This window comes from Pseudarthrobacter sp. HLT1-7 (genome assembly GCF_059383435.1).
Genome location: NZ_JBWZCH010000002.1, coordinates 65,692 through 91,969, shown reverse-complemented (window position 1 = coordinate 91,969; position 26,278 = coordinate 65,692). Strand labels below are relative to the sequence as shown.

Below are 26,278 nucleotides of genomic sequence, written 5' to 3'. Positions count from 1 at the left end.
GTCCGCGCTCAGCTCCAGACGTGCGGGGCGGGACGCCGCGCCCCGGGCAGCGCGTTCGTTTCGCGCCATTCGTGGATCCACTCGGGCAGAACCAAGTCCGCCGGAGGTGCCCCGAATTCGCGGATAATCTCCTCCTGGCTGACCGGCTTGCCTTTGCTGACCAGCCGGGTGGCGATGTAGGCGCGGGCATAGATCTCGCCGTCCACCACTATGCGCTGCTCGAAGTAGATGGCCTTCGCATCGAGGCCGATGATCTTCGATTCGATCGTGTACTGCTGCCAGAGCTGCAGCGAGCGGCGGAAGGCGATGGTCTCCCCCGCGGCTACCGGGCTCCAGCCGCGACGGCGCATCGCCTTCCAGGTTCCGCTGCGGGCCATGAGGTCAAAGCGGCCCAGGTCCATCAGCGAGAAATACATGCCGTTGTTGACATGCATCGCTATGTCGATGTCGGTAGGCAGGACCCGGAGCGGCAGGGACGAGGTGTCCCAGATACTCAGCGGCGAGCGCCGGGAGGACGTGAACAGCAGGACGAGGGTGCGAAGCAGCAGGTGCATAACAGCAATGTTACCCAAGGGTAACAAGAGGGCCAATGGTGCGGGTTGCGGCTATGCGGCGTGACTTCAGCGGTGAGGACCGCGACGACGGCCGACCCGCGACCGTGGCCCGCCGCCCTGTGCACTAGCCTTGCCGGATGACAACACACCCGACCGTCCGGGCGGCCGTGCTGGACGATGCCGCCGGCATAGCCCGGGTCCACATCCAGGCGTGGCGGGAAACGTACGCCCATCTGCTGCCCGCGGAGGCCCTGGCGGGACTGCAACAGGGCCCGCGTGAGGCCACATGGCGCGAAATCATCGCCGCCGATACCTCAAATGTCTGGTTAGCCTGCGAAGGAGCGAACATTCTTGGCTGGGCGTCCGCGGGCGACGGCCGGGATGACGACGGGCCGCGGCCCAGGGAACTGTTTGGAATCTACGTGCTCGCCCGCCGCTACGGTTCGGGGGCCGGGCAACTGCTCCTGGACGCGGCCGTGGGCGACGGCGGCGCCTACCTCTGGATTGCGGACGAGAACCCCCGCGCCCTGGCTTTCTACCGGCGCAACGGATTCGTCCCGGATGGTGCCGACAGGTCACACGAACTGCTCGACACGCCGGTCCGGATTCTGCGGATGGTGCGCTGAGCCCGACGGCACGCAGTGGGCTCCTACCGGCTCCCAACCGGCGCACGGTGCGAGGACGGTATGCGCACGGTCAGTCGGTGGCGATCAGCTCGGCTTCGTAGCCGTCCGAATTCACCAGGTATGCGGCGAAATGGTCCGGGCCGCCGGCGTGCGGGTAACGCTCCGGGAAAAGTTCCCTCCAGCCGTGCCCGACGGCGTCGGCCGCCAGTTCCGCGACATGTTCCCGGCTTCCCGCGCCGAAGGCCAAATGGTTGAGCCCCGGCGCGGTCCGTTCGTGCAACCGGCCGCTCAGGGCCTGGGATTCCTCGACGACGATGTAGGTGGCCCCGCGCCGCCAACTGCAACCGTCGGGCCAGTCCTGGTAGGCCTCATACCCCAGCCTGGTCAGCAGCCAGCCCCACTCGTCCCTGGCGCGTTGGAGCTGCGGGACCCAAAGCTCGATATGGTGCAGGGCACCGATGGAATCAGCAGTCACCAGGAGAGTCTCGCACGGTTGGGCGACCCACCCCAGAACAAGATGCGCTGGTACAGGTCGCGGTCCTGCCAGGCACCGGCAGTGTTGAGATACGCCGGGGCCTGGCCGATATGCTCGAATCCGGAGCGCTTCAAGATTTTCTGCGCGGCGGTGTTGTGCCGCAGGGTCGCGGCCTGCAGCCTGTGCAGCCCCAGTTCCGTCCGTGGCTTGTCGACGGCGAAATCGACCGCCGCCGCGCCGATCCCGCGGCCGGTATAGTCCTCATCCACCCGGTACCCGAGGTGGGAGCTGGGAAACGGACCGCCAGTACCCGAGGTGGGGCAAGGAAACGGCCCGCGGACGATCCCGGTCACGTTCACCACCGGGCGCCCGTCCGCGGCGCAGATTTCCCCACGACGCGCAAAAATCCTGGCGCATGGGGTATTCCGGTGTCGCCAGCTCTTTTGCGCAGCGCGAAACCAATGGCGCGTCGCCGAGCCAACCTGCCCGGCGGAGCCCCAGCGGCCGATCAGACGGGCCCTGCCCCCGGGCCAAGCGTCGCGTCGCCGAACCGCTCGAATGAGGCACTCTGCTGGGCGAGCCGTCGCATCGCAAGCAGGACCGGCTCCACCAGTACGGTCCCGAGGACCACGTACCGCATCGCGGCTTCCGGCGAGTCCGTGGGAACACTTTCGACGTCGGCCTCCGCAACGTCGCGCATCGCCCGGGCATAGCGGTCCAGCATGCCGGCGGGCAGCTCGAAGCCCGCACTGGAGAGCCCATCGAGAGCTTCCACGAGGGCAGCCTGTAAGTTCCGGTCGCAGGCCTGCTCGCCCCAGCCCCAGCGGCCCAGCAGTTCCTGCGCGGGAGCCAGGTCTACGCCGTCCGCCGCCGGACGGGTGACGGCACGATGGGCCAGTCCGAGCAGATCGTGCCCTGGCCCCGGCGGGTTCTCCAGTCCCTGCAGCAGTTCGCGGGTTGCCGCCACGCTAAGGCCTGCCGTGCCGATTAGCGCACGGATCAGCTTCAGCCGGCGGACATGGGAGTCGTCGTAATGCGCCTGCGTGGCCGAGGTGAGCGCGCCGTCATGCAGCAGTTTCTCGCGGCGGTAGTACTTAATGGTGGCCACCGGAACCCCCGTAGCCGCTGCCAGTTGTGAGATGCGCAAAAGATACTCCTTGACTTAGATAGTACTACTCTCCATTATTGGGGAGTGACAGTATCTAGTGAGGAGAAAAGTATGGCACGCATCAACGCTGGACGATTCACGCACCGCCATTCCGGCGGGCTGGTGGTGTTCCTCATCGGCATGAGGATCAACCGCCCCTGGCGCCCGGACCTGTGGCTGCCGGCCTTCCTCGCCATGCCGAAGATGCTGGCCGAGCTTCTCGCCGAACCCGGTTCCGGCCTGCTCGGTTACCGCTTCAGCTTGGGCGCCGGCGGTCCCGTCATCGTGCAGTACTGGGACTCCGTGGAGAAGCTGTACGCCTATGCGAGCGCGCCGGAATCCGGGCACCGGCCTGCCTGGACGGCGTTCAACCGCCGCGCACGGGAGGTCCCCGGCGCCGTCGGCATCTGGCACGAGACCTTCCAGGTGAGCCATGCCGAAAGCATGTACGTCTCGATGCCCACTCAGGGACTCGCGCAAGCCACCGAACTGGTGCCGGTGGGGCCGCGGACAGACCGGGCAAAGGACCGACTGGCAGGCGCGCAGTAGGCATCCCGACGGCGGATGATCGACCAGGACCCGGACGGAGCCTACCGCCGGACCCCGCCTTCTCAAGCTACCCGCCGCTCGCCGTCAGCGCCGTAATCATCCGTTCCATCCTTGCGACGCCGGTGTACCGGCCGGCGTTGTCCGTCACCAGAAGTGGTTCGAACCGGCTGGACCGGGGCCGCGTCATGGACCGGGAAAGGGCTTCACTGATGGGGGTATCCAGATTGACCCGCATGCCGGGGCTGACCATTCCGAGTCCCGCCGCGGCCGCGTCCAGCACCGCGATAGGCCGCATGTGCTCCCCGATCAGGACTACCGACTGCAGGGCAGGATTGTCCGCGAAGGCTTCCGCGGCGAGAGCGGCGCTGGTGGCCGTCGTCGCGGTTTCCAGGACATCGCGGATCACGGTCTTATGCGTGACCGGGCGTTTTGAGGCGAGCCGGTGGGCCAGATCAAGGTCGATCTGCGCCCACGGCGGCGCGGGCCTGGCCAGGCAATAGCCCTGCACCAGCGGGACGCCGAGGGACACAAGCGCATCAAGCTCTTCCACCCGTTCCACGCCTTCGGCCAGGATCCACGCATCGACGTGGCTGGCGAACGTGCCGAGCATGCCGACCAAAGCGCGTTTCGCTTCGTCCCGGTCGATGTCCTGGATAAGTTCCCGATCGATCTTGATCAGCGCGGGCCGCAGGGCCAGCAGGTGCCGCAGTCCCGCATAGCCGGCGCCGGCGTCGTCGATGGCTATCAGCGCGCCGGCAGCGCGCAACTGGTTGAGGTCCGGCTCAAGCTCAAGATAGGAGTCGATGGGCGTCTGCTCGGTCAGTTCGACGACGAGACCGGCCAGGTTCCCTTCCTGCCGCCAGACACTCCGGATTTCCTCGGCGGGCAGCAGTTCCGGCGAGACGTTGAGGGTCAGGAAACTGTTGGGCGGCAGGGTAGACCGGGCCGCGAGGGCCGTCCGGAGCGCAGCGGATTCCAGCTCCGCCGACTTTCCGTGCGCCCGCGCGGCGGCGAACCACACTTCGGGGTTCTTCTCGTCGAATCCCGGGAAACGCGCCAGCGCCTCGTACCCCACAACCGTTCCCCGGGAGGTATCGACGATCGGCTGGTACGCCGCCGCGAGGCCTTCACCGCGGCAGGCGGCCGCCAAAAGCTCTCCCCAGTCCGGTGCCGCTGACGCGGAGCTGGTGGGAGGCGGTCCGTCTGCCGCGGGACCGCTCAACTAACCGGGACGATGGCTTTGTGCACCGACTGGACGAGGCTTGCAGGAAGCTCGGCCAGCCCATGGGTGGCCGCGGCGTGCGCCGCGACGTTGACCAGGATTTCATCGTCCGTGCTGCATACCCACCGGGCTTCGCAACCGGGCACTACGTCACCACATGCAAAAGATTTCACTACGGCTCCTTATTTTGGACGGCGAACGGCACAACACTACTGTGCCGTTCCCGCAAACACGCCGATTGTCCGCCCGCAAGTCGGGGCCCTCCCTTTGGTCCTTTGGCCGGTAATGCAGGCGCGTCGAGGTGCGGGAGACTGGGAGGAATCAACAAAGAAGGCAGGATCCACATTGATCACTCTCCAGCAGGACGCCGAAGGCTTCATCCGCATGAACCGGCACTTTCCTGGCAGCACACTCATCTCCGTCGCGTTCACCGATGGATCCTCAGAGGAATTCTTCGGCCACCAGCTCAACACAATCTACGATGAGGCCCTGGCCGTGTACCGGGCGGAGAACCACCTGGATGCGAAGGGTTACTCGCGGGCACCTAAAAAGACGGTCCAGCCCGCGAACAAGATCGAGTTTGTCGCGGTTCATCCCGGCATGCCCAGGTAAGCGGCAGCCCACCATGAGTTTCACCGCCGTGGGTATGGAAGCTCACCGCATGCCGAGCCGGTCTGCATTGTTGCTCATACGTTCGAGGACGCTTACAGCCATGGCATACTCATCTGCCCCGATGCCTGCGGTGAGCTCATAGCGGGCAGCATCCAACAGCCCGGACGCCTCGGAAAGCAGTGCGGAGCCGGCATCGGTCAGCGCGAGGTGACCGTCCAGCAGGGACACGAGCTGCTGTCGAACCAGCGCGGCCATGTCCCGCTCCTGCGCGTCACCACCGTCGGCTGCGTTAGAAGTGTTAAAAGGGCGCAGGATATCCGCCACGTCCGCGGGGGTGACGGGCCCTGAGCTCAAAGCACTCAGGACCTGCCACTGCCGCCTGCTCAGCCGGAGACGGGCGAGCGTGGCATCGAGTTGCATCTCCAGCGACGTATCCAGCCGCCTGACCCAGTAACCAATAGGCCTGTTCACCATGCCATGGTCGCAGGCGCCTCCAGCCCGGGCAACCCCAGCGGATCTCCCTGAGCGGCTAACTGATCAAAGGGTTTGTTCGGCCGAGCGGGAGCCCTCGGTATAGCGTGATAGCAGCCGATATAGCCTTTGGCACCGAAGGAGAGTCTTTGAGTTCCCCGACCGTTATTGTTTTCGACGTCAACGAAACCCTCTCGGATATGTCCCCGATGGCAACCCGGTTCACGGACGTCGGTGCGCCGGAGGAGATGGCCCAGCTCTGGTTCGCAACCCTGCTGCGGGATGGCTTTGCCCTTGCCGCAGCAGGGGACAATGCCGGCTTCCGGGCGGTCGGCACTCATGTTCTGCGCCGGCTCCTCGCGCGCACGTCCCTGCGAATGGCCCTGGACCAGGCTGTGGAGCACATCATGGACGGCATGGGCGCCCTGGCCCTGCATCCGGATGTCCGCGAGGGAATTATTGGGCTGGAATCGAACGGATACCGGCTGCTGACCCTGAGCAACGGGTCCTCCCGGCTCGCGCAGAAGTTGTTCACGGATGCGGGGATCAGGAGCAGCTTCGAGCGGCTGCTGACCGTGGAGGACGCAGCCGCCTGGAAACCCGCCAGGGCCGCCTACGACTACGCCTCGGCGGCCTGTGGCACGGATCCCGGCCGGATGCTCCTGGTCGCGGTGCATCCGTGGGACATCCACGGGGCATCCCGTGCCGGGCTGGGCACCGTGTGGCTAAACCGCAAGCAGGAGGAGTACCCGCCGTACTTCGTCGCACCCGATCTGGTCATCGGCGACCTCAGGGATCTGGCCGCGGCCCTGGGCCGGCGGTACCGGCCCAGGACCTGAGGGTCACTTCCGCAGGGTGCGGTCAGGCCGGGAGCACAGTCACCCGGCCGCCGGCCTCGACCTGCACACTGAATCCAGCCGCAGCCGATCGGAGACCGTCCACGCGCAGGGCACCGAACGGCATCGGGCTGGTGGCCGAGCTGACGGGCAGAACCCCGGGGCCCCGGGGCTCCAGTCCGAGCGTGGCCAGCATCATCGGCACGACGGAGGCCGCCGCCCAGGCCTGCGGACGGCATGACGCCGGGTATGGCAGGGGGCCTCCCTGCTCCGGGGTGTCCCCGGAGAACAATTCAGGCAACCGATAGCCGAATCCTTCCGCAGCGTTCAGCAGCGCCGAGGCAATCTGTGCGGCCTCGCCCGAATGCCCGGCCCTGGCCATGCCCTGCAGGATCACAGCCGTGTCGTGGGACCAGACGGACCCGGCGTGGTAGCGCAGCGGCCAATAGCCCGCGTTTCGGGTGTCCAGGGTGCGGATGCCGAAGCCGGAGAACATGGACGGGTGCATCAGCCGCTGCACCACCACCCCGGATTCCTCGGCGTTGAGGATGCCGGTGCCGAGGAGATGGCCCATGTTGCTCGCCACCCCGTCGACGGCTCGCTTGTCCGCATCCAGCGCGATGGCCGGGTACGGGCCGAGGTCGTCGGCGCACCAGAAGGAGGCCCGGAACTTGCCGGCCAGATCCTCGGCATAGTCCCGCCATTCAGCCCCGTCCGGGCGGCCGAAAGCGTCGAGCATGTCAGCGGCGTTGACAGCGGCTTCATAGGCATAGCCCTGGACCTCGGCCAGGGCTATGGGGCCGGTCGCGAGCGAGCCGTCATTCCACCGGATGGAGTCACCGGAGTCCTTCCAGCCCTGGTTGGCCAGGCCGTGCCCGGTCTCGTCGATGTACTCCAGGAAGCCGTCGCCGTCGGCATCCGCCCAGTCCTTGAGCCACACGAGGGCACGCTCCAGGTTGCCCAGCAGGGCTTCGACTTCGGCGGCGGGCATGCCCCACTTCCAGGCGTCATGGAGCAGGGAAACCCACAAGAGGGTGGCGTCCACCGTGCCGAAATAGACCGGCGGCAGCGCCAGCCCCTCATGATCGCTGCCTTCCGGGAAGCGCAGCTCGCCGCGGCGCAGCTCATGAAGGATTTTGCCGGGCTGTTCCGCGGTCTCAGGATCGCTCCGGGTTCCCTGCCGCGCCGCCAGCGTCCGCAGGGTTCCGGCCGCAAGCTCGGGGTCCACGGGCAGCAGCATGCGGGCCGCGATAAGTGAATCACGCCCGAAGAGCGTGAAGAACCAGGGCGCACCCGCGGCCAGGAAGACGTCATCCGGGGCCTGGGCCGTGGCCATCCGCAGTCCGTTAAGGTCCGCCATGGCACGGTTCGCCAGCGCCGCGAGCCGACGGTCGTCGGCGCGGACCCGGAGCTCCGCCGGGGCGGGGCGGCGCGCCGCAATCACGGGCGCCTCGCTGTCCGCGGCGCGTACCGACCACGCGGCGGCGGCAGTTCCATGTGCAGGGACGGTGAGTTCCCAGCGCAGCCGGAGCCTATGGGCGTCCTGAGTGGCGGACGCCCCGGCGGCGGTGACCGCCGAGGTGACTCCCCCGGCGGCGGCGCGCCACACGCCGTCGTGCTCATCCGGACTGACCGGGTGCGGGGCCGCACCGGACTTCACTGTCTCCATGGGCGAGAAGTCAGTGCCCAGCACAATCTCCAGCACGGCGGTCACGTCGCTCGAGAGGTCGGAGCTGAGCACGATCTGCTCGGAAGCACCATCCGTCGCCACCGTGCGGGTCCGGGTGAGCCGGACCAGAGGATCGCTTCCTTCGCCGCCGACGGTCCGGACCAGGGCCTGGAACGACGCCGTTGCGCCTCCCGTGTGGCTGCTTCCGATCATCTCGGGCTCCTCGCCGCCCACCCGCAGGATGACCTCGTCAATCACGCGGGTATCGGCGCAATAGATTCCCTGCGCTGCGCCGGGCCGAAGCTGCCCGTCATGGCCGCTCCATGCCTGCATCGGTGCGGCGAGCAAAACGTCCAGGTCGTGCAGAAATGGCTGGCGTTGGGTCATGTGGTTCCTCCTGGGGGCCCGTCGGGACCCTGCTGGTTGCGAAGTGGGGAGAATAGTGAAGCAATCCGCGCCGGGTAGTTGACAGTGACCGGCGCCACAATCCATGATGAGGATATCTCTTTTGATCGTTCAAATACAGTTCCATCCAGAATATGAACGTTCAACACCCGCATCGCACTTCAGTAACCGGAGGAACAATGGCGTCGAGGCCCACCCTGGTCAGCCTGGCCGAACAGCTGGGCTTGTCCCGGCAGACAGTATCGAACGCCATCAATGCGCCCGAACGCGTCAAGCCGGAAACCTTGCGGCGTGTGAACGAGACGATCTCGGCTACGGGCTACCGCCCCAACACCGCAGCGCGGCAGCTGCGCACCCGGCGGTCACGGAATCTGGGCTTCCGGCTCATGCCCACCGTGGATGGAATCAACGGGGCGATCCTGGACCGATTCCTGCATTCGCTGACCGAGAACCTGCAGGAGCACGGCTACCGGGTGACGCTGTTTGCCGCACGCGACGACGAGGCAGAAATCCGCTCCTACAGTGAGCTGCTGGAAGCGTCGGACCTCGACGGCTTCGTCCTCACGGGGACACACCACGGTGACGCCCGGAGTGACTGGCTGCTGGCCAGGGGCATCCCCTTCGTGACCTTCGGCCGTCCCTGGCGCGAATCCGGCGGGGACGAGGACTGCACCCATTCCTGGGTGGACGTCGACGGGCAGGCCGGCACGGCGGAGGCCACCCACTATCTGCTCGGCCGGGGCCATCAGCGGATCGGATTCCTTGGCTGGCCGGCCGGATCCGGAGTCGGGGACGACAGGCGCAGCGGCTGGGCGTCTGCCCTTGAGGGAAATGTTCCGCCGGCAGACCTTGAGTCCCTGTCCGTCGGCGTCGCCGACGGGACCCGCCAGGGGGCAGAGGGCGCACGCCTGCTCCTGGAAAGGGGTGCCACCGCCGTGGTCTGCGCCAGTGATTCGCTGGCCCTTGGTGCATCCGAACAGCTGCGGGCGGCAGCGCCCGGCACTCCGCCGGCGGTGATCGGTTTCGACGACACGCCGGTGGCGGCCGCCATGGGACTCAGCAGCGTCGCCCAGCCTGTGGAAGAGGCTGCCCGCGAGATCGCGGACATCCTGCGGCACGTCCTGGACGGCTCAGCGCTGGAGCAGGTCCCGGCGGCCCACCGGCTGCTGAAGCCGCGGCTGGTCCTGCGCGACGGCGGCGGCCCGCTCGCCAGCCCCTCTTCCCGCTGAACCACCGCAAACCGCATCACCGAATTTCCCGAAGATCTGCCCGACTATCCATGAATTACTGCGCGTCCAACGGTGGGCGCACCCCTATTGAAACGGAGATTGACCCATGGCACGAACACGAACACTGAGAATGGTCAGCGGCGCCGCCGCCGTCATTGGAGCCCTCACACTCAGCGCGTGCGGATCCGGATTTAACAGTCCGGCCCCGAGCGGAGGTGCCGAGGCCACCGGATCCGGACCCGTCAGTGTCCTGATCGGCAGCTCCGGTGACGCGGAAACGACGGCGGTCAAGTCCGCCGTCGCCGACTGGTCCAAGGCTTCCGGAACCGAGGCCTCCGTCAGCGTTGCCTCCGACATGGTGCAGCAGCTCAGCCAGGGTTTCGCCTCGGGCAAACCGGCGGACGTCTTCTACGTTTCCACCGACCAGTTCGCAGGCTTCGCCGCCAACGGTTCGCTGGAGCCGTACGGCGACTCGCTCGCCAACAAGGCCGACTTCTACCCGGGCCTCGCAAAGGCGTTCAGTTACGACGGCAAACTCTTCTGCGCACCCAAAGACTTCTCCACCCTCTCCCTGGTGATCAACACGGACAAATGGACCGCCGCCGGACTGGGCGACGGCGACATCCCCGCCACCTGGGATGAGCTGGCCGCGGCGTCCAAGAAGCTGACCAGCGGTCCCACGACAGGGCTGTCCTTCAGCCCGGAAATCGCTCGGATCGGGGCTTTCTTCCCGCAGGCCGGCGGCTCCTTTGTGAGTGAGGACGGCAAGACGGCCACCATCAACAGCCCGGAGAACATCGAGGCCCTGGGCTTCGTCAAGTCCATGCTCGCCGACGGAACCGCGAAGTACTCCTCAGAGCTCGGCGCGGGCTGGGGCGGCGAGGCCTTCGGGAAGGGTCTCTCGGCCATGACCATCGAGGGCAACTGGATCGGCGGGGCCTTGTCCAAGGACTACCCGGACGTGAAGTACCGCACCGTGGAGCTCCCGGCCGGCCCCAAGGGCAAGGGCACCCTGCAGTTCACCAACTGCTGGGGCATCGCCGCGGACAGCAAGAACAAGCCCGCCGCGAAGAAACTGGTGGAGCAGCTGACCAGCACGCAGAACCAGATGGGTTTCGCCAAGGCCTTCGGTGTGATGCCCTCCGTTGAGTCCGCCGCAGCCGAGTTCAAGTCAACGTTCCCGGCCCAGGCCGCCTCCCTGGCCGGCGCCGAATACGCCCAGTCGCTGCCTTCGCAGCCCGGGGCGGCCGACGTCATCAAGGACCTGAACGCCAAGCTAGCCACGCTCAAGACGTCCGACCCGAAAACCATTCTGGATTCCGTCCAGGCCGAGATGACCGCGGTTCTGGCCAAATGACCGCGGCGCCACAGCTGCTGGCCCGGCGGCGTTCCGGTGTCCACGGACGCCAGAACGCCACCGGGTGGCTCTTTATAGCGCCCGTGGTGATCATCCTCGGGCTGTTCCTGGCCCTGCCGGTAGCCATGGCTGCGTGGGTCAGCGTCTCCGACTGGACTGGCCGCGGCAGCCCCTTCTCGGGCACCGGCTTCGTCGGAACCAAAAACTACGATGCCATCCTCTCCGGCGGAGGCCTGGCTGCACGCGATTTTGGAACGGCACTGCGAAACAACGTCTACTACGTCATTCTCACCGTTCCGCTGCAGACGGCACTCTCGCTGCTGCTGGCGGTGCTGGTGAACCGGCGCATCCTCAAGGGACGGGGCTTCTTCCGCACCGCGTTCTATTTCCCGTCCGTGACCAGTTCCGTGGCCATCACCGTGCTGTGGCTCTTCCTCTTCAGCGCCAGCGGTGTGGTCAACAAAATCCTCGCCCTCGTTGGCATTGCCGGCCCCAACTGGTTCCAGGATCCCAACGGCGTGCTGCACCTGGTTGCCCGCAGCCTGGGTGTCAGCACCCCGCCCGCGGCCCTGGCCGGCTCTTCGTTCCTGGGCGTGAGCTGGTGGGACTGGCTGTCCGGACCGTCCGTGGCGATGTCCGCTTTCATCCTGATGGCCGTCTTCACCACCTCCGGAACGTTTATGCTGCTCTTCATCGCAGCGCTCCAGAACCTCCGCGGCGAACTCCAGGAAGCAGCCATGCTCGACGGCGCCAGCGGCTGGCAGCGGTTCCGGTTCGTCACCCTGCCGATGCTGCGCCCTACGTTGTTCACCGTGGTCACCCTCGGCCTCATCGGCTCCTGGCAGGTGTTCGACCAGATCTACACCGGCACCCAGGGCGGCCCGGCAAAGACCACCCTCACACCGGCTTACCTGTCCTTCAGCACCGCCTTCAACAACCAGCAGTGGGGACAGGGAGCGGCGATCGGCTTCCTGCTCTTCGCCATCATCATCGTTCTAGCCCTCATCCAGCGGCTGATCCTTCGTGAACGCACCACCGTTCCGCGCCGCAAGCGCTTCAACCCGCCGCCGCCCAAGGGAGGAACCCCGTGACCGTGCCCCACACCAGCTCACCCGCCGTCGCCGATGGGCCGCAGCCGGCAGCGCCAAAGACTCCCCAGCGGCGGCCCGCGCCTGGAACCACGGGGCGTTTGCGGAAGCCCGTAACCTGGGGTTGGCTTACCTACGTGGTCCTGATCCTGCTGGCGATCGTGTACATCTTCCCCTTCTTGATCAACATCGCCACGTCTTTCAAGACCGAGCCGGCGGCTGCTGCGGATCCGCTGTCCCTGATACCGCCGACTTGGACCGCAGCCGCCTACGAACGCCTGTTCCTGAACTCAGACTTTCCGCTCTGGTTCCAGAACTCGATCGTGGTCACGGTACTGGTCACAGCCGGACGGGTATTCTTTGACCTGCTGGCGGGCTACGCCCTTGCCCGGCTTCGCTTCCGCGGACGGTCCGCCGTTTTCGCGGCTCTCATCGCCGTCATGGCCGTCCCCGGCGTGGTGCTGCTGATTCCCAAGTTCCTGGTCATCAACCAACTGGGGATCTACGACTCGTACTTCGGCATGATCATCCCGCTCCTGGCCGACGCCGCAGGGGTCTTCATCATGAAGAACTTCTTCGAATCGATTCCCGTAAGCGTCGAGGAGCAAGCCAAAGTGGACGGCGCCGGTACCTTCCGCACTTTCTGGTCCATCGTCCTGCCCATGTCCGTTCCGGCAGTCATGACCATCGTCATCCTCTCCTTCCAGGGTTCCTGGAACGAACTGAGCCACTTCGTCGTCGCAACCCAGGACCCCGCACTGACCACTCTGACGAAAGGCGTGGCCCAGTTGTCCTCGGGCCAGCTGAGTTCGGGAACACAGTATCCGCTGAAACTGGCAGCCGCCGCCATCATGACCATTCCCGTAGCCATCGTTTTCTTTATCTTCCAGAAGCGGATCATGAATGCCACGGCCGGGGCGGTCAAGGAATAGCGGGTGCCGGTCGAGGGCATCGCCGGTCCGGCGGCAACTCGGTCGCGGCGGGAACGTGGTGAACATGTCCGGACTTAACCTGCAAAGCGACAGCGGACCTGATGACTACGTTCCCTGGCGGCCCGCAGATGACTGGACCCTGCTCATCGGACAACACATCGAGGTTCACAACAACGGACAGCTCATTGACCGGGGCGAAGTGGAGGCCGCAACGGCGGACGGCCGCTTTATGTGGCTGGCGCTGGAGGGCGCTTCGCCCCGGCGGCTGATTGAGAAACTGCCGGGCACGCACCTCAGAACCGCCGAGGGTGGGCCTCTTCCGTAATCGGATGCCTCTCCCTCCGGCCAGTTCTACTATCGGTCCCCTGCTCCGCGCCGACTGCACGCCGGGACCAGGGCGCCGGCAGGAGCATTTACAACACGGTGTCGTCTCTCCGCTTTCAGAGCTGGACTTCGCTATGCACTCAGCGTATAGATAGGGGTGTGGACAACTCCCTCACCCTTCTGGGCCTGCTGGGCCGGGCGCCCAGCTATGGCTACGACCTGAAGCATTCCTATGACCGCTACTTCGGCGCCGGTAAGGCCCTGGCGTTCGGGCAGGTGTATTCCACCCTGGCCCGGATGGTCCGCGATGAGCTGATCCGGGCTCTGGGTGAGGAGACCGGCGGCGGCCCGGACCGCAAGAAGTACGAGATCACCGTGGCGGGCAGGGACAAGGTCCGTCAGTGGCTGTTCACCCCCGACGTGCCCTCGGAGTCCCTGCAAAGCAACCTCTTCGCGAAGACCGTGATCGCCTTGCTGCTCGACGACGACGCCGACCGGCTGCTCGATGTGCAGCGCGCGGAGCACATGGTTCGCATGCGTGAACTGACGCGCCTGAAGCGGGGCGCGGAGCTGCTGCAGGTCCTGATATGTGACCACGGCCTGTTCCACATCGAAGCTGACCTGCGCTGGATCGACCTGACCAGCGCCCGCCTGAGTCAACTCACGAAGGAGCTCCGGAGCGCATGAACACCACTGACGCCGCCGCACCCATCCTCAGCGCCCGCGGCCTGCACCACTCCTTCGGGCAGACCGCGGCGTTGCGCGGCATCGACCTCGATGTCCACCCCGGGGAGGTGCTTGCCGTCATGGGCCCGTCGGGCTCGGGTAAGTCCACTCTGCTGCACTGCCTGGCCGGTGTTCTTGCCCCCGACGGCGGTACGGTGGCCTACCGCCCCGCCGGGCGGTCCCCGCTGCAAATCAGTGCCCTCGCCGAGCCGAAACGGGCCCGGCTGCGGCTGACCGATTTCGGGTTCGTCTTCCAGTTCGGCCAGCTTCTCCCGGAGCTCACGGCGGCGGATAACGTCAGCATCCCGCTGCTCCTGGCCGGGACCCGGCGGCCCGAGGCGCTCCGCCGGTCCACGGAGCTGCTGGACCGCCTCGGCCTGGACGGGCTGGGCGCCAAACTGCCCGGGGAACTCTCCGGCGGCCAGGCCCAGCGCGTCGCCGTCGCCCGGGCCCTGGTGACATCCCCTGCCGTGGTGTTCGCCGATGAGCCCACCGGATCGCTGGATTCCCTCGCAGCAGAGAACGTGCTGACGCTGATGCTGGAGCTGGTCCGGGAAACCGGCACCACCGTGGTGATGATCACCCACGACGCGCGCACCGCAGCCTACGCCGACCGGGAAGTCATCGTGCGCGACGGCGCCATCGGCGCCGGCCACCGGGTCGCGGTATGAATCCCGGATTGCTGAAACTGGCAGTCGTCGGCAGCCGTTCCGCCTACGGCAGGCTCGCCGGAATCACTGGAGGGGTCGCCGTCGGGGTCTGCCTGCTGTTGCTGCTCTGGGGCGGCGCCAACGGCCTGAGCGGCCGCGATGACCGCGGCGCCTGGCTGCGTGAAACCGGCAGCCCCGCGGTGTCTGTTCCGGCGGCGGCCGGCGATCCGACCGTTTCGGGACCGGCAACACCGGTGCCGTTGACCACGGACACGGCGCTCATGCGGGCCGACCCGGTGGAGGTCTTCCGTGATCAGCTGATCAACCGCCGCGACTTCGCTGCACTTTCGACGACGACCGTTCAGATTCCCGGCATCGGCAACCCGCCGGCGCCGGGTCGCTACTACGCCTCCCCTGCCCTGCAGCGGCTGATCGAATCGACCCCCCGGGACCAGCTCGGAGACCGGTTCGGTCAGTTTGCCGGGACGATTGACGATGCCGCCCTTCCCGGACTGGATTCCCTGATCGTTATCACCGGTGCAACGGAAGCCGAACTCCGCCAGAGCGGGAGAGCATCCCTGGTATCAGATTTCACCACCAACCCTTACGGCGGCAGCGCGGCCGCCTACAGCACGGTGCTGACCATCGGGGCCATCGCGGTGTTCTTCCCCGTTCTGCTGCTGATCAGCATTATCACCGGCCTCGGTGCTGCCCAGCGCCGGGAACGGTTTGCCACCCTGCGGCTCATCGGCGCGTCCCCGCAGGTAGTGTCCCGGATCGCCGCCGTCGAAACCGCCGTCCCCAGCCTGACCGGTGCGCTGCTGGGCGTGGCGCTGGCCGCCGTGCTGCGGCCGGCCGCCGCGCAGATACCGGTCAACGGCACCCGGATGTTCGCCGCCGATCTGGCCACCAGCCCGGTGGCTGCCGCCGCCGTCGTCGCCGTGGTGGTGGCGGCATCGGCGCTCGTTGCCGCGCACCGCACGGCCCGGGCAGGCATCGGCCCGCTGGGCGTGACGCGGGCCGTGCACGAAAAAACACCCACCATGTGGCGGAGCGTGCCCCTACTGACCGGGCTGGCCGCCATGACCGCGGCCGTCGTCATCATCCGGGTTCTGCAAGTGCGGCTGCCGTGGCTTGAATCGCCGCTGCTCATCGGTGGATTTGTGCTGATCCTCGTGGGCATCGTGGCCATCGGGCCCTGGCTGACGCAGTTGGTCAGCAGGGCAGGGATACGCCGGGCGCGCAGCGCTGCGGCAGTCATTGCCGCCAGCCGGATCCAACGAACACCGGTGGCGACCTTCCGTTCCGTATCGGGGCTGGTGATCGCGGTGTTCGTCGTCTCCGTCTTCGCCGGAGCATCCAGCGTCATCCAGACCACCGGGACGCCGCCGGCCCGGCCCGGCCTGCTCCAGCCCACCAGCCTCCACGCGGCCGTGGGCACCGGGCAGACTCCGGCCCAGGCCGCGGAGGCCGCCCGCCGGGCCGCAAAGCTATCCGGTATCCGGAGCGCCGTCGTCGGCTACGGCCCGGGAGCCCTCTCCGGACCGGATGCCGGCCCTGACATCTACCTTCGCGCCGCGGATGCTCCCGGCCTCGGATTCGAGGACATCCCGGCAACAGAGACCGTCACCGTTGATTCGTCGTTCCTCTACTACTGGACAACGCAGCCGCTGCCACTTGCCCCGGCGCCCGCGGCGAAACTGGACGCACTGGTGCCGGTGGTGATCGTGGTCGGCACCGACGGGACACCCGAGGCCATGGACCGCGCCCGGACAGCGCTAAACGGTTCAGGCGTCACCGCCACCCCGGCCACCTCCGCGTCGGACATCACGTTGCAGTCCGCCACCCGCCTGATCCAGGGCCTGGCCGTGCTTGCCTACCTCGGTATGTTCGCCGCCATCGTCATCGCCGGCCTGTCCCTGGCCGTCGCCACCGCCTCCGCCGTCCTGGACCGGAAGAGGGTTCTGGGCCTGATGCGGCTGATGGGGATGCCCGTGTCCGTCCTGCGCCGGGTCATCACCCGTGAGGCAGCAGTCCCGCTCCTGACCGTGCTGCTGCTCTCGATCGGACTCGGGTTCCTCGTGGCGTGGCTGATGGTCACCAGCATCAACGACACCTACAAGATGACCTGGCCGGCGCCCGACTACTTCGCTGCCCTGGCCCTGAGCCTGCTCCTGGCCCTCGCTGCGGTGGCGGCGACATTCAGTCTCATCCGGGGCAGTACCGCCGTCGCCGTCACGCGATTCGAGTAAGGCCCCCTCGCCACCGCAGCGGGTACGTACCTCTCAATGGGCGCGGCTTTCCGGCTGGATCCGGCTCGGTGCGGCCGGCGTTCACAGCGCACGGCCGGGCTCCTGTTACTGCTGCTGTACTGCAAAGCTTACGGCGGAGTAGACGGTGGAGATGAGCGCGGCGACGGCGAGGGCGTAGCCGGTTCCGAGGGCAGTGACAGCCAGCCCACGACCCCGCTCTCCGAGCAGCTTGATCTGGTTAAGCGCTACGTGGCCCGCACCGACGGCGAAGACCGAGATCACGGCTACCCCCGCGAAGATGGTGCCCATCACGGCAAGTCCTGCCAAGGCCAGAGAACCTATGGCCAGACGGTTGTAGCGTGTTTCCTGTCTCAGGTGCACTTCAGACATTCCCATCAATCCCCCAATTCATGCAGTTGTGATGACTCTAGCCCTGCCGGGCTGGATTTGCGTCCATCTTCGATCGAGGTCTTCGACCAGCATCACCTGCTGGTGACGTCCTCCACCTTGCCGACGAGTTCCTCGATGATGTCTTCGAGGAAGAGCACGCCGGTGGTGTTTCCGTGCGCCTCAAAAACCCGGGCGACGTGTGTCCCGGTGCGCCGCATCGTGGCCAGGGCGTCTTCGAGTTCGCTGCCCCGGAAGGCCGACGCAAGCTGACGGATCCGCTTGGCGGGTACCGGTTCGTTGAACGAGGCCGGCGTGGTGAGGTCCATGACGTCCTTGAGGTGCAGATAGCCGGTGGGGTCGCCGTCGTCGTTGGTAAGGATGTAGCGGGAGTAGCCATGTTGGGCGACGGCCTTCTGGATGTCCGCCGGAGTCGCCGACGCCGGCAGGAGCACCATCTCCTTGATCGGCACTTCGACGTCGGCTACGGTCTTCGCTGTGAACTCGAACGCCGCGGTGAGTGTGCCGCTGGTATCGGTCAGCAATCCGTCGCGCGTTGATTGCTCGACGATGTTCGCGACCTGGTCCAGGGTGTAGGCGCTGGTGGCTTCGTCTTTGGGCTCCACCTTGAACAGGCGCAAGATGGCGTTCGCTATGCCGTTCAGCGTCCAGATGACCGGTTTGAATATCCGGGCAACCAGCACCAGCGGCGGAGCGAGGACCAGCGCGGCCCGGGTGGGAATGGAAAAGGAGATGTTTTTCGGGACCATTTCGCCCAGGACCACGTGCAGGAAGGTCACGAGGAGCAGAGCTGCGATGAAGGCAATGACGCCGATCGCCTCGCCGCTGAGCGAGGTCAGGCCCAGCGGAATCTCCAGCAGGTGGTGGATCGCAGGCTCGGAGACGTTGAGGATCACCAGGGAGCATACGGTGATTCCGAGCTGGCTGGTTGCCAGCATGAGCGTCGCGTGCTCCATCGCCCAGAGGGTCGTTTTTGCGGCCTTGCTGCCGGCTTCTGCCTTCGGCTCGATCTGTGAGCGGCGGGCCGAGATCACTGCGAACTCGGCGCCCACGAAGAAGGCGTTGACGATCAGCAGCACAACCAGCCAAATCAGGCCGGGAAGGTATTCACTCATGGGTCATCTCCTGCGTGAGGTTGTCAATGATCCGGTCGTGGGCACTCTGGTGCCCGTCGAACGGACCGGACGGTGTGAACCGGAGGCGTTGGACGTGGGTCCCCACCACCCGCTCGACCCTGAGCGCTCCGCCGTCGATGGCAACCTCATCACCGAGTTCCGGGATGCGGTCAAGCTGGTCGGTGACGAATCCGGCCATGGTGTCGTACTCCTCGCCATCCGGGACGGCGATGCCTGTCCGGTCCAGGAGCTCATCAGGTCGCAGGGCAGCGTCGAACGTGACGGAGCGGCCGGTCCGGACGACGCCGACGCGCGCTCGGTCGTGTTCATCCTCCAACTCACCGACGATCTCTTCGACCAGGTCTTCGAGGGTGACGATGCCGGCCGTTCCGCCGTGCTCGTCGGAGACGATGGCGACCTGGAGTCCCTGCTGACGGAGCAGTCCCAGAAGGGAGTCAACACCCATGGATTCGGGCACCCTGAGCGGTTGGATCATGAGTTCGGAGGCGGGTACCAGTCCGCGGCTTTCCAGGGCCACGGCGAACGCCTGCTTGACGTGCACCACCCCCAGGACATCGTCCGGGTCGCGGCCGATGACGGGGAACCGGGAGTAACCGGTGGAAGAGGTAAGGCTGACGATCTGTTCCGCCGTGTCATCGGCATGGACCGTGGTCATCCGCACCCTGGGGGTCATCACATCCGCGGCGCTGTGGTCCGAGAAACGCAGCGTACGGTGCAGCAGGGCCGCGTGGTCCAGGTCAAGGACGCCCTCCAGCGCGGAGCGGCGCACCAGCGAGCTGAGTTCCTCGGCGCTGCGCGCGCCGGAGAGCTCTTCCTTCGGTTCAATGCCGAAGGACCGGATGATTTTGTTGGCAGTGTTGTTGAAGAGCAGAATGACGGGTTTGAACACCGCGGTGAAGAGGGTCTGGAAGGGGATAACCACCTTCGCAGTGGCCAGCGGCAGCGCCAGCGCAAAATTCTTGGGAACAAGCTCACCGATCACCATCGAGAAGACCGTAGCGGTGAAGATGCCGACGACCGCACCCACCCCGGGAACCAGGGTCCCGGGCAGGCCCGCCGCGAGCAGGGGCGCCCGGAGCAGCGAGCTGATGGCCGGTTCAAAGGTATAGCCGGTCAGGAGCGTTGTCAGCGTGATGCCGAGCTGGGCACTGGACAGATGCGTCGAGGTGATCTTCAGGGCCTTGATGGTGGGCACGAGGTGCTTCTCACCACGGGTGTGACGTGCTTCAAGTTCATTGCGGTCGAGGTTTACCAGCGCAAACTCAGAGGCGACGAACAGTCCTGTGCCTACGGTGAGGACGAGACCGATGCCGATCATGATCCATTCATACATTCGGGCGCCCCTCTCCCGTGATGGCCGGGAAACCGGTCAAAAGATGGAGGGGCATGGGCATATGTGAGGGAGGGTCGTCCATAGTGCCTACAAGTTTAGCCGCTGTCCAAAGGCGGACCCTGCCAGATCTGGCAATTCGTAGTGCCGGGGGCCGGATGTTCACGCACCGTCACGCTTTGACTGGGGCCCCGGCACCTGGGCAAAAAGAAAGAGTCCCCGGAACCTGGTGGTTCCGGGGACTCTTTCAAGGGTGGCAGATGAGGGATTCGAACCCCCGTAGGCGTTGCCAGCTGATTTACAGTCAGCCCCCTTTGGCCGCTCGGGTAATCTGCCGAACTTCATAAGAAGATCACTCGCGGCCTCTGTGTTCGGAACGCCTGTTTCCAGTCCGTTCCGCGTCCAGTAACCGCGGGCAAGACAACTTTACAGAACTTCGGCCGAAGAATCGAATCGGCGACGAGACTCACCAATAGGGCTCACGCAATGGGGTGCGTGCAGTGGTTGTCGTTGTCGGCGCGCAGGGAGATCACCAAGCAGTCCGCGGCGGATAGTACCCGGGCGGCGAAGAAGGACAAGGGACAACGAGATCTGGGGGATCCGCCAGCGCGGTGTCCGCTGAGGCCGGCGCCTGGCGGTCGTTCAGGGCCACGATCTTGCCGTCGGTCCAGGTCGCCTCCACGCCGTACTGGTTCGTCATGGTGACCCTGCCGCCCTCCGGGGTGCAGATGACGAACTGATCGGCATCACGGGGCGCGCTGGCCCCGGTGAGCGGGTAGCAGCCGGTCACGGTGATGACCGAGACCTACGCTGTGGGGTTGGCCGGTGGGACCGTCGGGATCGTCGGGCCGGGGATCGTCGGCTCGGTCGTCAGGATGCTCGGCCCACCGGCCAGCGGCCCGTTGTTGACCACGTTCGGGCCGACCTGGGTAGCAAAGCGCCAGTCGTTGGCCTGGTCCTGGGTCATCGACCAGGTGCCCATGCCGCTCAGGTTGGGCCACGTTGTGGCGAGCTTGTCCCAGACCTGGTTGGCGTAGGCCACCGTCGCGAGCTGGCTGTCGCTGACCGCGAACGCCGTCGGCGTGATCATCCACAGGAAGCCGATCTGATCCTGGCGCAGCCCGCAGTCGAGCCAGGCCTGGACCTCCGATCGCATGGAGTTCATGTCCAGGACCCGGTTGTCGCGGTTGTGGTACGGCGGCTGGACCAGGTCGATGATGTCCCTGCAGCGACGGGCGAAATCTGCCCAGATCCGGCCGTCGTCGTGCGTGAATTCCCCGCTCGGCCCCGGACGGGAGGTCACGGTGAGGGAGAACGCGGGGTTGGTCTTGCGCATCTCGGTGACGATTGCCCGGCTCGCCCGCTCCAGGTTGCAGGCTGTGAACTTCGGCGCATGCTCTAGGTCCCAATCGAACCCGTCGAAGCCGTAGTCCTTGCTGATCCGGATGATGTCGGCCGCGAACTCGTCCGCACCGGTAGTCGAGGTCGGGTCCGGACCGTTGTTCGGGCAGCCGAAGCTGGACAGGATGATCTTGGGCGGGGCGGTCCGCGTGCGCAGCTCGGCCATGTCGGCCTTGATCGTCGTCTTGTCCGGACGGGTATTCGTATCGAACTCGACGTTGCCCACACCGCCCGCCGCGTCGGCGAAGGCGATCCAGACCACGCTGCAGGCCGGGTGCACCGTGTTGAGCCGCAGTCCCGGGACGTGGAACCAGTAGGTGCCCACGACCCGGTCCGGCAGCCGCGCGCCGCTGGGCGTGGTTGGAATGGTCAGGTTGTCGGCCTGGGGCGCGGTGGGGTTCGTGGCGGGCGGCTTCGTCGCGGCGTCGGTCAGTTTCGAGAGCTGGCCCACGCGCCGGGACTCGGGTGTGAGGTTGCGGTCGGCGGCCGTCTCCTTCCAGTCGGCGATGCCGGAGCGCGCCGCGGTGCCCGCCAGCGTGTCCCCTGCCACCGCGGTGTGAGTGCGTCCCGTGATAGACACAGGCATCGGGATGACGAAGGGAGTGGTCGTCGTGGGGGCCCCGATCATCATCAGAGGGCCGACGTCGTTGGCGAACGGCCAGCCGAGGCCCTCGTCGGTGGGCATGTCCCAGTTGAACGCGCCCCGGAGCCTGGGGTGGCGGGCAGCCAAGGTCTTCCACGCGCCCCCGACGGCGGCGCGGGTGGAGAAGTTGACCGCGTTGGCTAGGCCGAAGCCGACCCCGACGCGGCTGGCGTCGCCCATTCGCGCTACCCACTCGTTGACGGAGTTGACGATGTAGCCTTCCTCGGCAAGGCCGGGGCCGTCGTAGTACTGCGGGCTGACCATGTCCATGACGCCCGCGTCAATCATTGCCCTGCAGTGGGCCACGTCCACCGGACGCCACGGAGCGGGCGGACTGGTGATCGCGAAGCTCTGGCCGTAGGCGGCCTTAAGCTGCTGCGAGATCCAGATCATCTGGTCGGTGTCGGGCTGCTGCTCGCCCTCGTAGTTGTTCCAGTCGAGCCCGTCGAAGCCGCCGAGCTCGCCGTAGATGCGCTTGATGCTGTCCAGGAAGGCCTGGGCACGCGCGCGGGTGGAGATATCGACGTGCGCTCCGGCGCCACCGACCGTCAGGATCGCCGTGCGCGTCCTGCGGAACTCGGCCAGATCCGCCTTGAATTTGGGCGTCCCCCCGCGCCCATTGCCTGGGTTGTTCCACTGCACGGCACCGGTGGTGCCAGGCGCGCCGCCGACCGGGGTGGCGTGGAACAGGAAGACGGTGTTGTAACCCGACGGAATGTCGTTCAGCCGGATCGGCGAACCCCAGTACGTCCAATAGCCCGCGACTACACGACTCGGAAGTGGTGCCATGATGTGGCTCCTCAAGGCCGGGATGGGCTTGTCGTAAGGGTAGCCCTCGGGCACTGGCTCATACGGGGGATCGGTGTAGCGCCGCGGCCCCGCACCGCCATCTTCGTCCGGCCTCGGAGCTAGATGAGGGAATACGGCCACCCCTGCTGCTCCGAGAAAAAACGAGCGGCGGGTGATCATGTCCTGACCTCCCGCCGCTCGTGCGTGTGCGTGTGCGTGTGCGTCCAGTGTACTATCCGTTGTCGCCCCTGCCGCAAGCGATCCCGTCCTTGTTGGAGTCGAGCCCGAGCGGGTCCTCCTCCGTGGCCAGGCCGTCAGGGATCAGTGCCCGGACGTCCTCGCAGTTGTAGAACATGGCCATCTCCGGCCCGTCCATCCCGGCGTGGCCCGTGTGCTCTGCCGCAAGCCGGGGCGGGATGGGCGGCAGGCACTCCCCGTCCTTGCCGTAGCCCGGCACACACCCGCCTGCCAGGGACGTGTCGGACACGTCACCGGCGTCCAGGCCCCGGCCCTTGTCGGGGGTCATCTTGATGCCCCCGGCCTGCTCGTGTCCGGGCTCGTTGACCCCCTCGGCTTCGGGGGCGACGTCCGAGATCGGGACGTCCGCTTCGGGGATCTGCGAATCCGGACGGGCATCAGGAGCTTCCACCGGGGGCGGCTCCGCGCCGGGGGCACCTACCGCCGAGTCGACGGCGCACCCGCTGAGCAGCAGCAGTCCTGCGGCAGCAGCGGCCATGATCCTTGCTCTCATCGGACGTTCACCATCCTCGCCACGGAGGGCACGGCGCTGGCGTCCAGAACCGTGAGCATGTACGGCCCGGGCGGCAGCAGCGCGGGGTTGGACGGCACCGTGGCGCGACGGATCGCGCCGGTGCCGGTGATGGGCAGGTCCACCAGGCGGGCGTTGGTGTCCGTCTGATGGGTGGCCGAACCGACGGCGGTAAGCGAGGCACTGACCACGTCCCCGGTGACACCGAGGTCGAAGCCTGCACCGTAGCCGGTCGCCCCGGGAGCTGCCGTGATCGTCGGGCGCGTGCCCTTGAACAGGTAGCCCGGCTCGTAGATCGAGACGCGCATTTCGAACGAGCCGTCGGCCGGATTGGAGCCGAAGACCGCGACCCGGCCGTCCATCAGGACCAGCGATGACGAGTGGTAGTTGCGGCCCACCGGGTCCGCCGCCACGGTCGTCCAGGCGTTGATCGCGGGGTTGTACGCCGCCGCCCGTAGCACGTTGCCCTCACGAGGCCCGGTGCTGCCGTTGGAGGACAGAACGGTGCGGTCGGGCAGCGTCGTAAGGTTGACGTACATGCGGCCCTCCGGCCCGGGCAGAGCCGGTCCAGGGGTCCATGCGGGGTTGGCCGAGTTGAGGTTGATCAGGTCGACGCTGTTGGTCGACCCGCCCCGGTCGGTCGAGCCGCCGCCCGCGATCATGAAGGTCTGGTTCTGCGCCGGGGGGAGCAGGACTGAGCTGGCCTGATCACGCAGCGACCGGTCCCGCAGGCCGGGGACGTCGCCGCTGGTGGCGTTGCGCCAGTTGTGGATGACCGACCCCGTGGCCGACGGCGAGTTGCCGAAGGTGTAGCCACCCGTGAAGAACAGGTTGCCGTTGGCCATGAGGAAGAAGTGCGGGTAGGTGCCCCAGTAACGGTTGGTTTGGGCGGTGGCCGTGCGCGGCAGCCACTGGTTGGTCGCCGCGCTGAACATCTCGACGGCCGTCGATCCCTTGGCCACACCGTCGCGGTTGTCGTAGCCGCCGACCGACCAGACGTTGCCGTTCTCCAGCTTGGTCAGCGTCGGGTACCAGTGGCCCTCGATGGTGTCGTTGACCTTGGAGTAGCTGTCGGTGCCGGGGTCGAAGATGTATGACTGCTTCGACCCGACGTACCCGATCGCGGCCTTGTGGCCCGCGTACGCCTCGGTGCCACCGCTGATGAGCACCCGACCGTCGGGCAGGGTGACGTGCCCCGCGCAGAACATGTCGTAGGGCACCGGAATCTCTTTGAAGGCTCCGGTGGAGGGGTTCCACACGGCGCTTTTGAAGGTCCCGGCGTCGAAGTCCCCGGTATTGTTACCCGAGCCCGCGAGCAGCAGCACGCGCCCGTCGCGCAGCAGCGTGGAGTGGATGGCCCGGGCGGGCAGCGGCGAGTCCGCGATGGTCCAGCGCCCCGTCGCCGCCAGACCAGTGGCCGGGGGCGGCGTGGGGGGTGGCGTGGTGGGGGGCGGCGTGGGGGCGGTGCCGCCCGGCAGGGTGACGGTCGCCCCGACCGGCGCGTTGAGTTCCAGCCAGCGCTCGGACTCCCCGTGGCCGGACAGGACGTAGCCCCCGCTGGGGATGGCCATCCCTGCCTGGCGCTTGCTGATCGAGGCGACCTTATTGTCGGTCCCGACCGCGACCTCGTAGCCCCAAATATTGGCCGGGCTCGCGGTGCCGGTGTAACGCACGAGGTAGTCCGCCTGGCGCGCGACGTTGGTCCCGTTCAGGACATGCTTCGCCGTCCCGATCTGTACCTCGTTCGCGGCCGGCGGGGTGGTGGGCGGGGGCGGGGGCGGCGCGGTAGTGCCGCTACCCGGCTGGACCGTCGCCCCCACAGGCGCGTTCGCCCCCAGCCAGTCGGCCGACTCGCCGTGTCCGGAGAGCACATAGCCCCCGGCGGGGATTGCCATGCCAGGCTGAAAGCGCGAGACGGCTAAGACTTTGTTGTCGGCCCCGACGGCTACCTCGATGCCGTACTGGTTGGCCGGGCTGCGCGTGCCGGTGTAGCGCACGAGCGTCCCGGCGGCGCGGTAGATGTTTGTGCCGTTCAACGTTCGGACGGCCGTCCCGATCCGGACCTCGTTGGCGGCCGGGGGTGGCGTGGGCGGCGGGGTGGTGGTGCCACCGAAGTTGATGGTGACGTTGGCCGTGGGGCTCCGGCCGGGAGGCCCGCCCCAGGTGCGTACCCACTCCTCGTCCAGGACGTGCGCCTCGAGGGAGTATCCCGCCGTGTTCGGCAGCGTGTAGGTCCGGGTGCCTGGGAGCTGGTAGGCCCCGTCCCTGGTGGTCATCCTGTCGGCGACGACCCAGGAACTGCGCCAGGTGCCGTCCGTGCGGGTGCCTGCGGCCGGCGCAGTCACCTCGGCGAGCAGGATTTTGCCCTCGCCGTTCTCGGGGACCTGCCGGGCGAAGTCGGGGTGGTAGAGCCACCACTCGACCTTGACGATCGCACCGCGCGCGGGCTGGGTAGCCCGGGCGGTGGCCTCCAGTGGCACGGTGCCGTTGAGAGTGGCACCGGAGGTAGGCGCGGGCATGGTGACAGCGATGCACTGCGTCCCCCAAGGACACGGCACAGCGTTCGCGGGAGTAACCCCGACTAGTCCGGCCAGGAGCAGCGTGGTCAGCACAGCCAGGGTCCGGACCCTGAGAGCCAGCAGCGACTTCATGCGATCCCTTTTCTCTCCCTGTGACAG

At 66.9% G+C, this 26,278-nt stretch carries 27 protein-coding genes and 1 tRNA gene; 12 read left to right on the top strand and 16 right to left on the bottom strand.

Translation table 11 applies throughout. The features are described 5' to 3' along the window. Nucleotides 1-8 precede the first annotated feature (8 nt). Complete coding sequence (locus tag AC50X6_RS02560; RefSeq protein WP_494964755.1) at nt 9-554, bottom strand: acyl-CoA thioesterase; 546 nt, start codon at nt 552-554, stop codon at nt 9-11. Between the two features lie 137 nt (nt 555-691). Between AC50X6_RS02560 and AC50X6_RS02555 the strand changes: the two genes are divergently transcribed. Then, on the top strand, nt 692-1,180 hold the full coding sequence (locus tag AC50X6_RS02555) for a GNAT family N-acetyltransferase (protein ID WP_494964754.1): 489 nt from the start codon (nt 692-694) through the stop codon (nt 1,178-1,180). Nucleotides 1,181-1,250: 70 nt separating this feature from the next. Here the strand turns inward: AC50X6_RS02555 and AC50X6_RS02550 are convergent, their stop codons facing one another. From AC50X6_RS02550 to AC50X6_RS02540, 3 genes are all read right to left on the bottom strand, one after another. Next, nucleotides 1,251-1,655 carry a VOC family protein gene (locus AC50X6_RS02550; protein ID WP_494964753.1) on the bottom strand — a complete coding sequence of 135 codons (405 nt, stop codon included), beginning with the start codon at nt 1,653-1,655 and terminating at the stop codon, nt 1,251-1,253. After that, nucleotides 1,652-2,008 (bottom strand): GNAT family N-acetyltransferase, encoded by a 357-nt coding sequence (locus AC50X6_RS02545; RefSeq protein WP_494964752.1) that lies wholly within the window; start codon nt 2,006-2,008, stop codon nt 1,652-1,654. Before AC50X6_RS02545 ends, AC50X6_RS02550 begins: the two co-directional genes overlap by 4 nt. Before the next feature lie 155 nt (nt 2,009-2,163). Continuing rightward, nucleotides 2,164-2,802 (bottom strand): MerR family transcriptional regulator, encoded by a 639-nt coding sequence (locus AC50X6_RS02540; protein ID WP_494964751.1) that lies wholly within the window; start codon nt 2,800-2,802, stop codon nt 2,164-2,166. Nucleotides 2,803-2,874: 72 nt separating this feature from the next. Between AC50X6_RS02540 and AC50X6_RS02535 the strand changes: the two genes are divergently transcribed. Continuing rightward, on the top strand, nt 2,875-3,351 hold the full coding sequence (locus tag AC50X6_RS02535) for a DUF4188 domain-containing protein (RefSeq protein WP_494964750.1): 477 nt from the start codon (nt 2,875-2,877) through the stop codon (nt 3,349-3,351). 67 nt (nt 3,352-3,418) lie between these two features. On the opposite strand, the gene AC50X6_RS02530 is transcribed toward AC50X6_RS02535, so the two are convergent. Both AC50X6_RS02530 and AC50X6_RS02525 read right to left on the bottom strand, forming a co-directional pair. After that, nucleotides 3,419-4,501, bottom strand: a complete 1,083-nt coding sequence (locus tag AC50X6_RS02530) for an EAL domain-containing protein (protein ID WP_494964749.1) — start codon at nt 4,499-4,501, stop codon at nt 3,419-3,421. A gap of 68 nt (nt 4,502-4,569) precedes the next feature. Continuing rightward, nucleotides 4,570-4,746, bottom strand: a complete 177-nt coding sequence (locus tag AC50X6_RS02525) for a DUF1059 domain-containing protein (protein ID WP_494964748.1) — start codon at nt 4,744-4,746, stop codon at nt 4,570-4,572. A gap of 172 nt (nt 4,747-4,918) precedes the next feature. Between AC50X6_RS02525 and AC50X6_RS02520 the strand changes: the two genes are divergently transcribed. Continuing rightward, the gene (locus AC50X6_RS02520; protein ID WP_326968663.1) at nt 4,919-5,185 is read left to right on the top strand and encodes a hypothetical protein; all 267 of its coding nucleotides are present in this window, start codon (nt 4,919-4,921) and stop codon (nt 5,183-5,185) included. Between the two features lie 42 nt (nt 5,186-5,227). Here AC50X6_RS02520 and AC50X6_RS02515 read toward each other — a convergent pair whose 3' ends face one another. After that, nucleotides 5,228-5,656: a MarR family winged helix-turn-helix transcriptional regulator gene (locus AC50X6_RS02515; protein ID WP_494964747.1), complete on the bottom strand. Its 429-nt coding sequence runs from the start codon at nt 5,654-5,656 to the stop codon at nt 5,228-5,230. 149 nt (nt 5,657-5,805) lie between these two features. On the opposite strand from AC50X6_RS02515, the gene AC50X6_RS02510 reads away from it, so the two are divergent. Next, a complete protein-coding gene (locus tag AC50X6_RS02510) occupies nt 5,806-6,495 on the top strand; it encodes a haloacid dehalogenase type II (RefSeq protein WP_494964746.1) in 690 nt (229 codons plus the stop codon). A 22-nt stretch (nt 6,496-6,517) separates the two neighbouring features. On the opposite strand, the gene AC50X6_RS02505 is transcribed toward AC50X6_RS02510, so the two are convergent. Beyond that, entirely contained in the window at nt 6,518-8,548 is a 2,031-nt protein-coding gene (locus AC50X6_RS02505; protein WP_494964745.1) for a glycogen debranching N-terminal domain-containing protein, read from the bottom strand. A 197-nt stretch (nt 8,549-8,745) separates the two neighbouring features. Between AC50X6_RS02505 and AC50X6_RS02500 the strand changes: the two genes are divergently transcribed. The 8 genes from AC50X6_RS02500 to AC50X6_RS02465 all read left to right on the top strand — a co-directional run bounded on the left by AC50X6_RS02500 (nt 8,746) and on the right by AC50X6_RS02465 (nt 17,124). Beyond that, on the top strand, nt 8,746-9,795 hold the full coding sequence (locus tag AC50X6_RS02500) for a LacI family DNA-binding transcriptional regulator (protein ID WP_494964744.1): 1,050 nt from the start codon (nt 8,746-8,748) through the stop codon (nt 9,793-9,795). Nucleotides 9,796-9,901: 106 nt separating this feature from the next. Beyond that, on the top strand, nt 9,902-11,152 hold the full coding sequence (locus AC50X6_RS02495) for a sugar ABC transporter substrate-binding protein (RefSeq protein WP_494964743.1): 1,251 nt from the start codon (nt 9,902-9,904) through the stop codon (nt 11,150-11,152). Continuing rightward, complete coding sequence (locus tag AC50X6_RS02490) at nt 11,149-12,243, top strand: carbohydrate ABC transporter permease (protein WP_326968657.1); 1,095 nt, start codon at nt 11,149-11,151, stop codon at nt 12,241-12,243. Before AC50X6_RS02495 ends, AC50X6_RS02490 begins: the two co-directional genes overlap by 4 nt. A gap of 98 nt (nt 12,244-12,341) precedes the next feature. Further along, complete coding sequence (locus AC50X6_RS02485; RefSeq protein ID WP_494964742.1) at nt 12,342-13,172, top strand: carbohydrate ABC transporter permease; 831 nt, start codon at nt 12,342-12,344, stop codon at nt 13,170-13,172. Between the two features lie 64 nt (nt 13,173-13,236). Next, nucleotides 13,237-13,497: a hypothetical protein gene (locus tag AC50X6_RS02480; RefSeq protein WP_494964741.1), complete on the top strand. Its 261-nt coding sequence runs from the start codon at nt 13,237-13,239 to the stop codon at nt 13,495-13,497. A 158-nt stretch (nt 13,498-13,655) separates the two neighbouring features. Then, nucleotides 13,656-14,183, top strand: a complete 528-nt coding sequence (locus AC50X6_RS02475) for a PadR family transcriptional regulator (protein WP_494964740.1) — start codon at nt 13,656-13,658, stop codon at nt 14,181-14,183. Next, nucleotides 14,180-14,893, top strand: a complete 714-nt coding sequence (locus AC50X6_RS02470) for an ABC transporter ATP-binding protein (protein ID WP_494964739.1) — start codon at nt 14,180-14,182, stop codon at nt 14,891-14,893. The genes AC50X6_RS02475 and AC50X6_RS02470 overlap by 4 nt, the downstream gene beginning before the upstream one ends. Nucleotides 14,894-14,901: 8 nt before the next feature. Beyond that, nucleotides 14,902-17,124 (top strand): FtsX-like permease family protein, encoded by a 2,223-nt coding sequence (locus AC50X6_RS02465; protein WP_494964738.1) that lies wholly within the window; start codon nt 14,902-14,904, stop codon nt 17,122-17,124. Between the two features lie 105 nt (nt 17,125-17,229). Here the strand turns inward: AC50X6_RS02465 and AC50X6_RS02460 are convergent, their stop codons facing one another. The 8 genes from AC50X6_RS02460 to AC50X6_RS02425 form a co-directional block, all read right to left on the bottom strand. Beyond that, complete coding sequence (locus tag AC50X6_RS02460; protein ID WP_494964737.1) at nt 17,230-17,451, bottom strand: hypothetical protein; 222 nt, start codon at nt 17,449-17,451, stop codon at nt 17,230-17,232. Between the two features lie 155 nt (nt 17,452-17,606). Further along, on the bottom strand, nt 17,607-18,647 hold the full coding sequence (locus AC50X6_RS02455; protein ID WP_494964736.1) for a hemolysin family protein: 1,041 nt from the start codon (nt 18,645-18,647) through the stop codon (nt 17,607-17,609). Further along, the gene (locus AC50X6_RS02450; protein ID WP_494964735.1) at nt 18,640-20,001 is read right to left on the bottom strand and encodes a hemolysin family protein; all 1,362 of its coding nucleotides are present in this window, start codon (nt 19,999-20,001) and stop codon (nt 18,640-18,642) included. The genes AC50X6_RS02455 and AC50X6_RS02450 overlap by 8 nt, the downstream gene beginning before the upstream one ends. Nucleotides 20,002-20,252: 251 nt before the next feature. Further along, nucleotides 20,253-20,334, bottom strand: a tRNA-Tyr gene (locus AC50X6_RS02445). 193 nt (nt 20,335-20,527) lie between these two features. Beyond that, nucleotides 20,528-20,788 carry a hypothetical protein gene (locus AC50X6_RS02440; RefSeq protein ID WP_494964734.1) on the bottom strand — a complete coding sequence of 87 codons (261 nt, stop codon included), beginning with the start codon at nt 20,786-20,788 and terminating at the stop codon, nt 20,528-20,530. Nucleotides 20,789-20,803: 15 nt separating this feature from the next. Continuing rightward, complete coding sequence (locus tag AC50X6_RS02435; RefSeq protein WP_494964733.1) at nt 20,804-22,831, bottom strand: hypothetical protein; 2,028 nt, start codon at nt 22,829-22,831, stop codon at nt 20,804-20,806. Between the two features lie 232 nt (nt 22,832-23,063). After that, nucleotides 23,064-23,582 carry a hypothetical protein gene (locus tag AC50X6_RS02430; protein WP_494964732.1) on the bottom strand — a complete coding sequence of 173 codons (519 nt, stop codon included), beginning with the start codon at nt 23,580-23,582 and terminating at the stop codon, nt 23,064-23,066. Continuing rightward, nucleotides 23,579-26,251 carry a galactose oxidase early set domain-containing protein gene (locus AC50X6_RS02425; protein WP_494964731.1) on the bottom strand — a complete coding sequence of 891 codons (2,673 nt, stop codon included), beginning with the start codon at nt 26,249-26,251 and terminating at the stop codon, nt 23,579-23,581. Before AC50X6_RS02425 ends, AC50X6_RS02430 begins: the two co-directional genes overlap by 4 nt. Between the last annotated feature and the right edge of the window lie 27 nt (nt 26,252-26,278).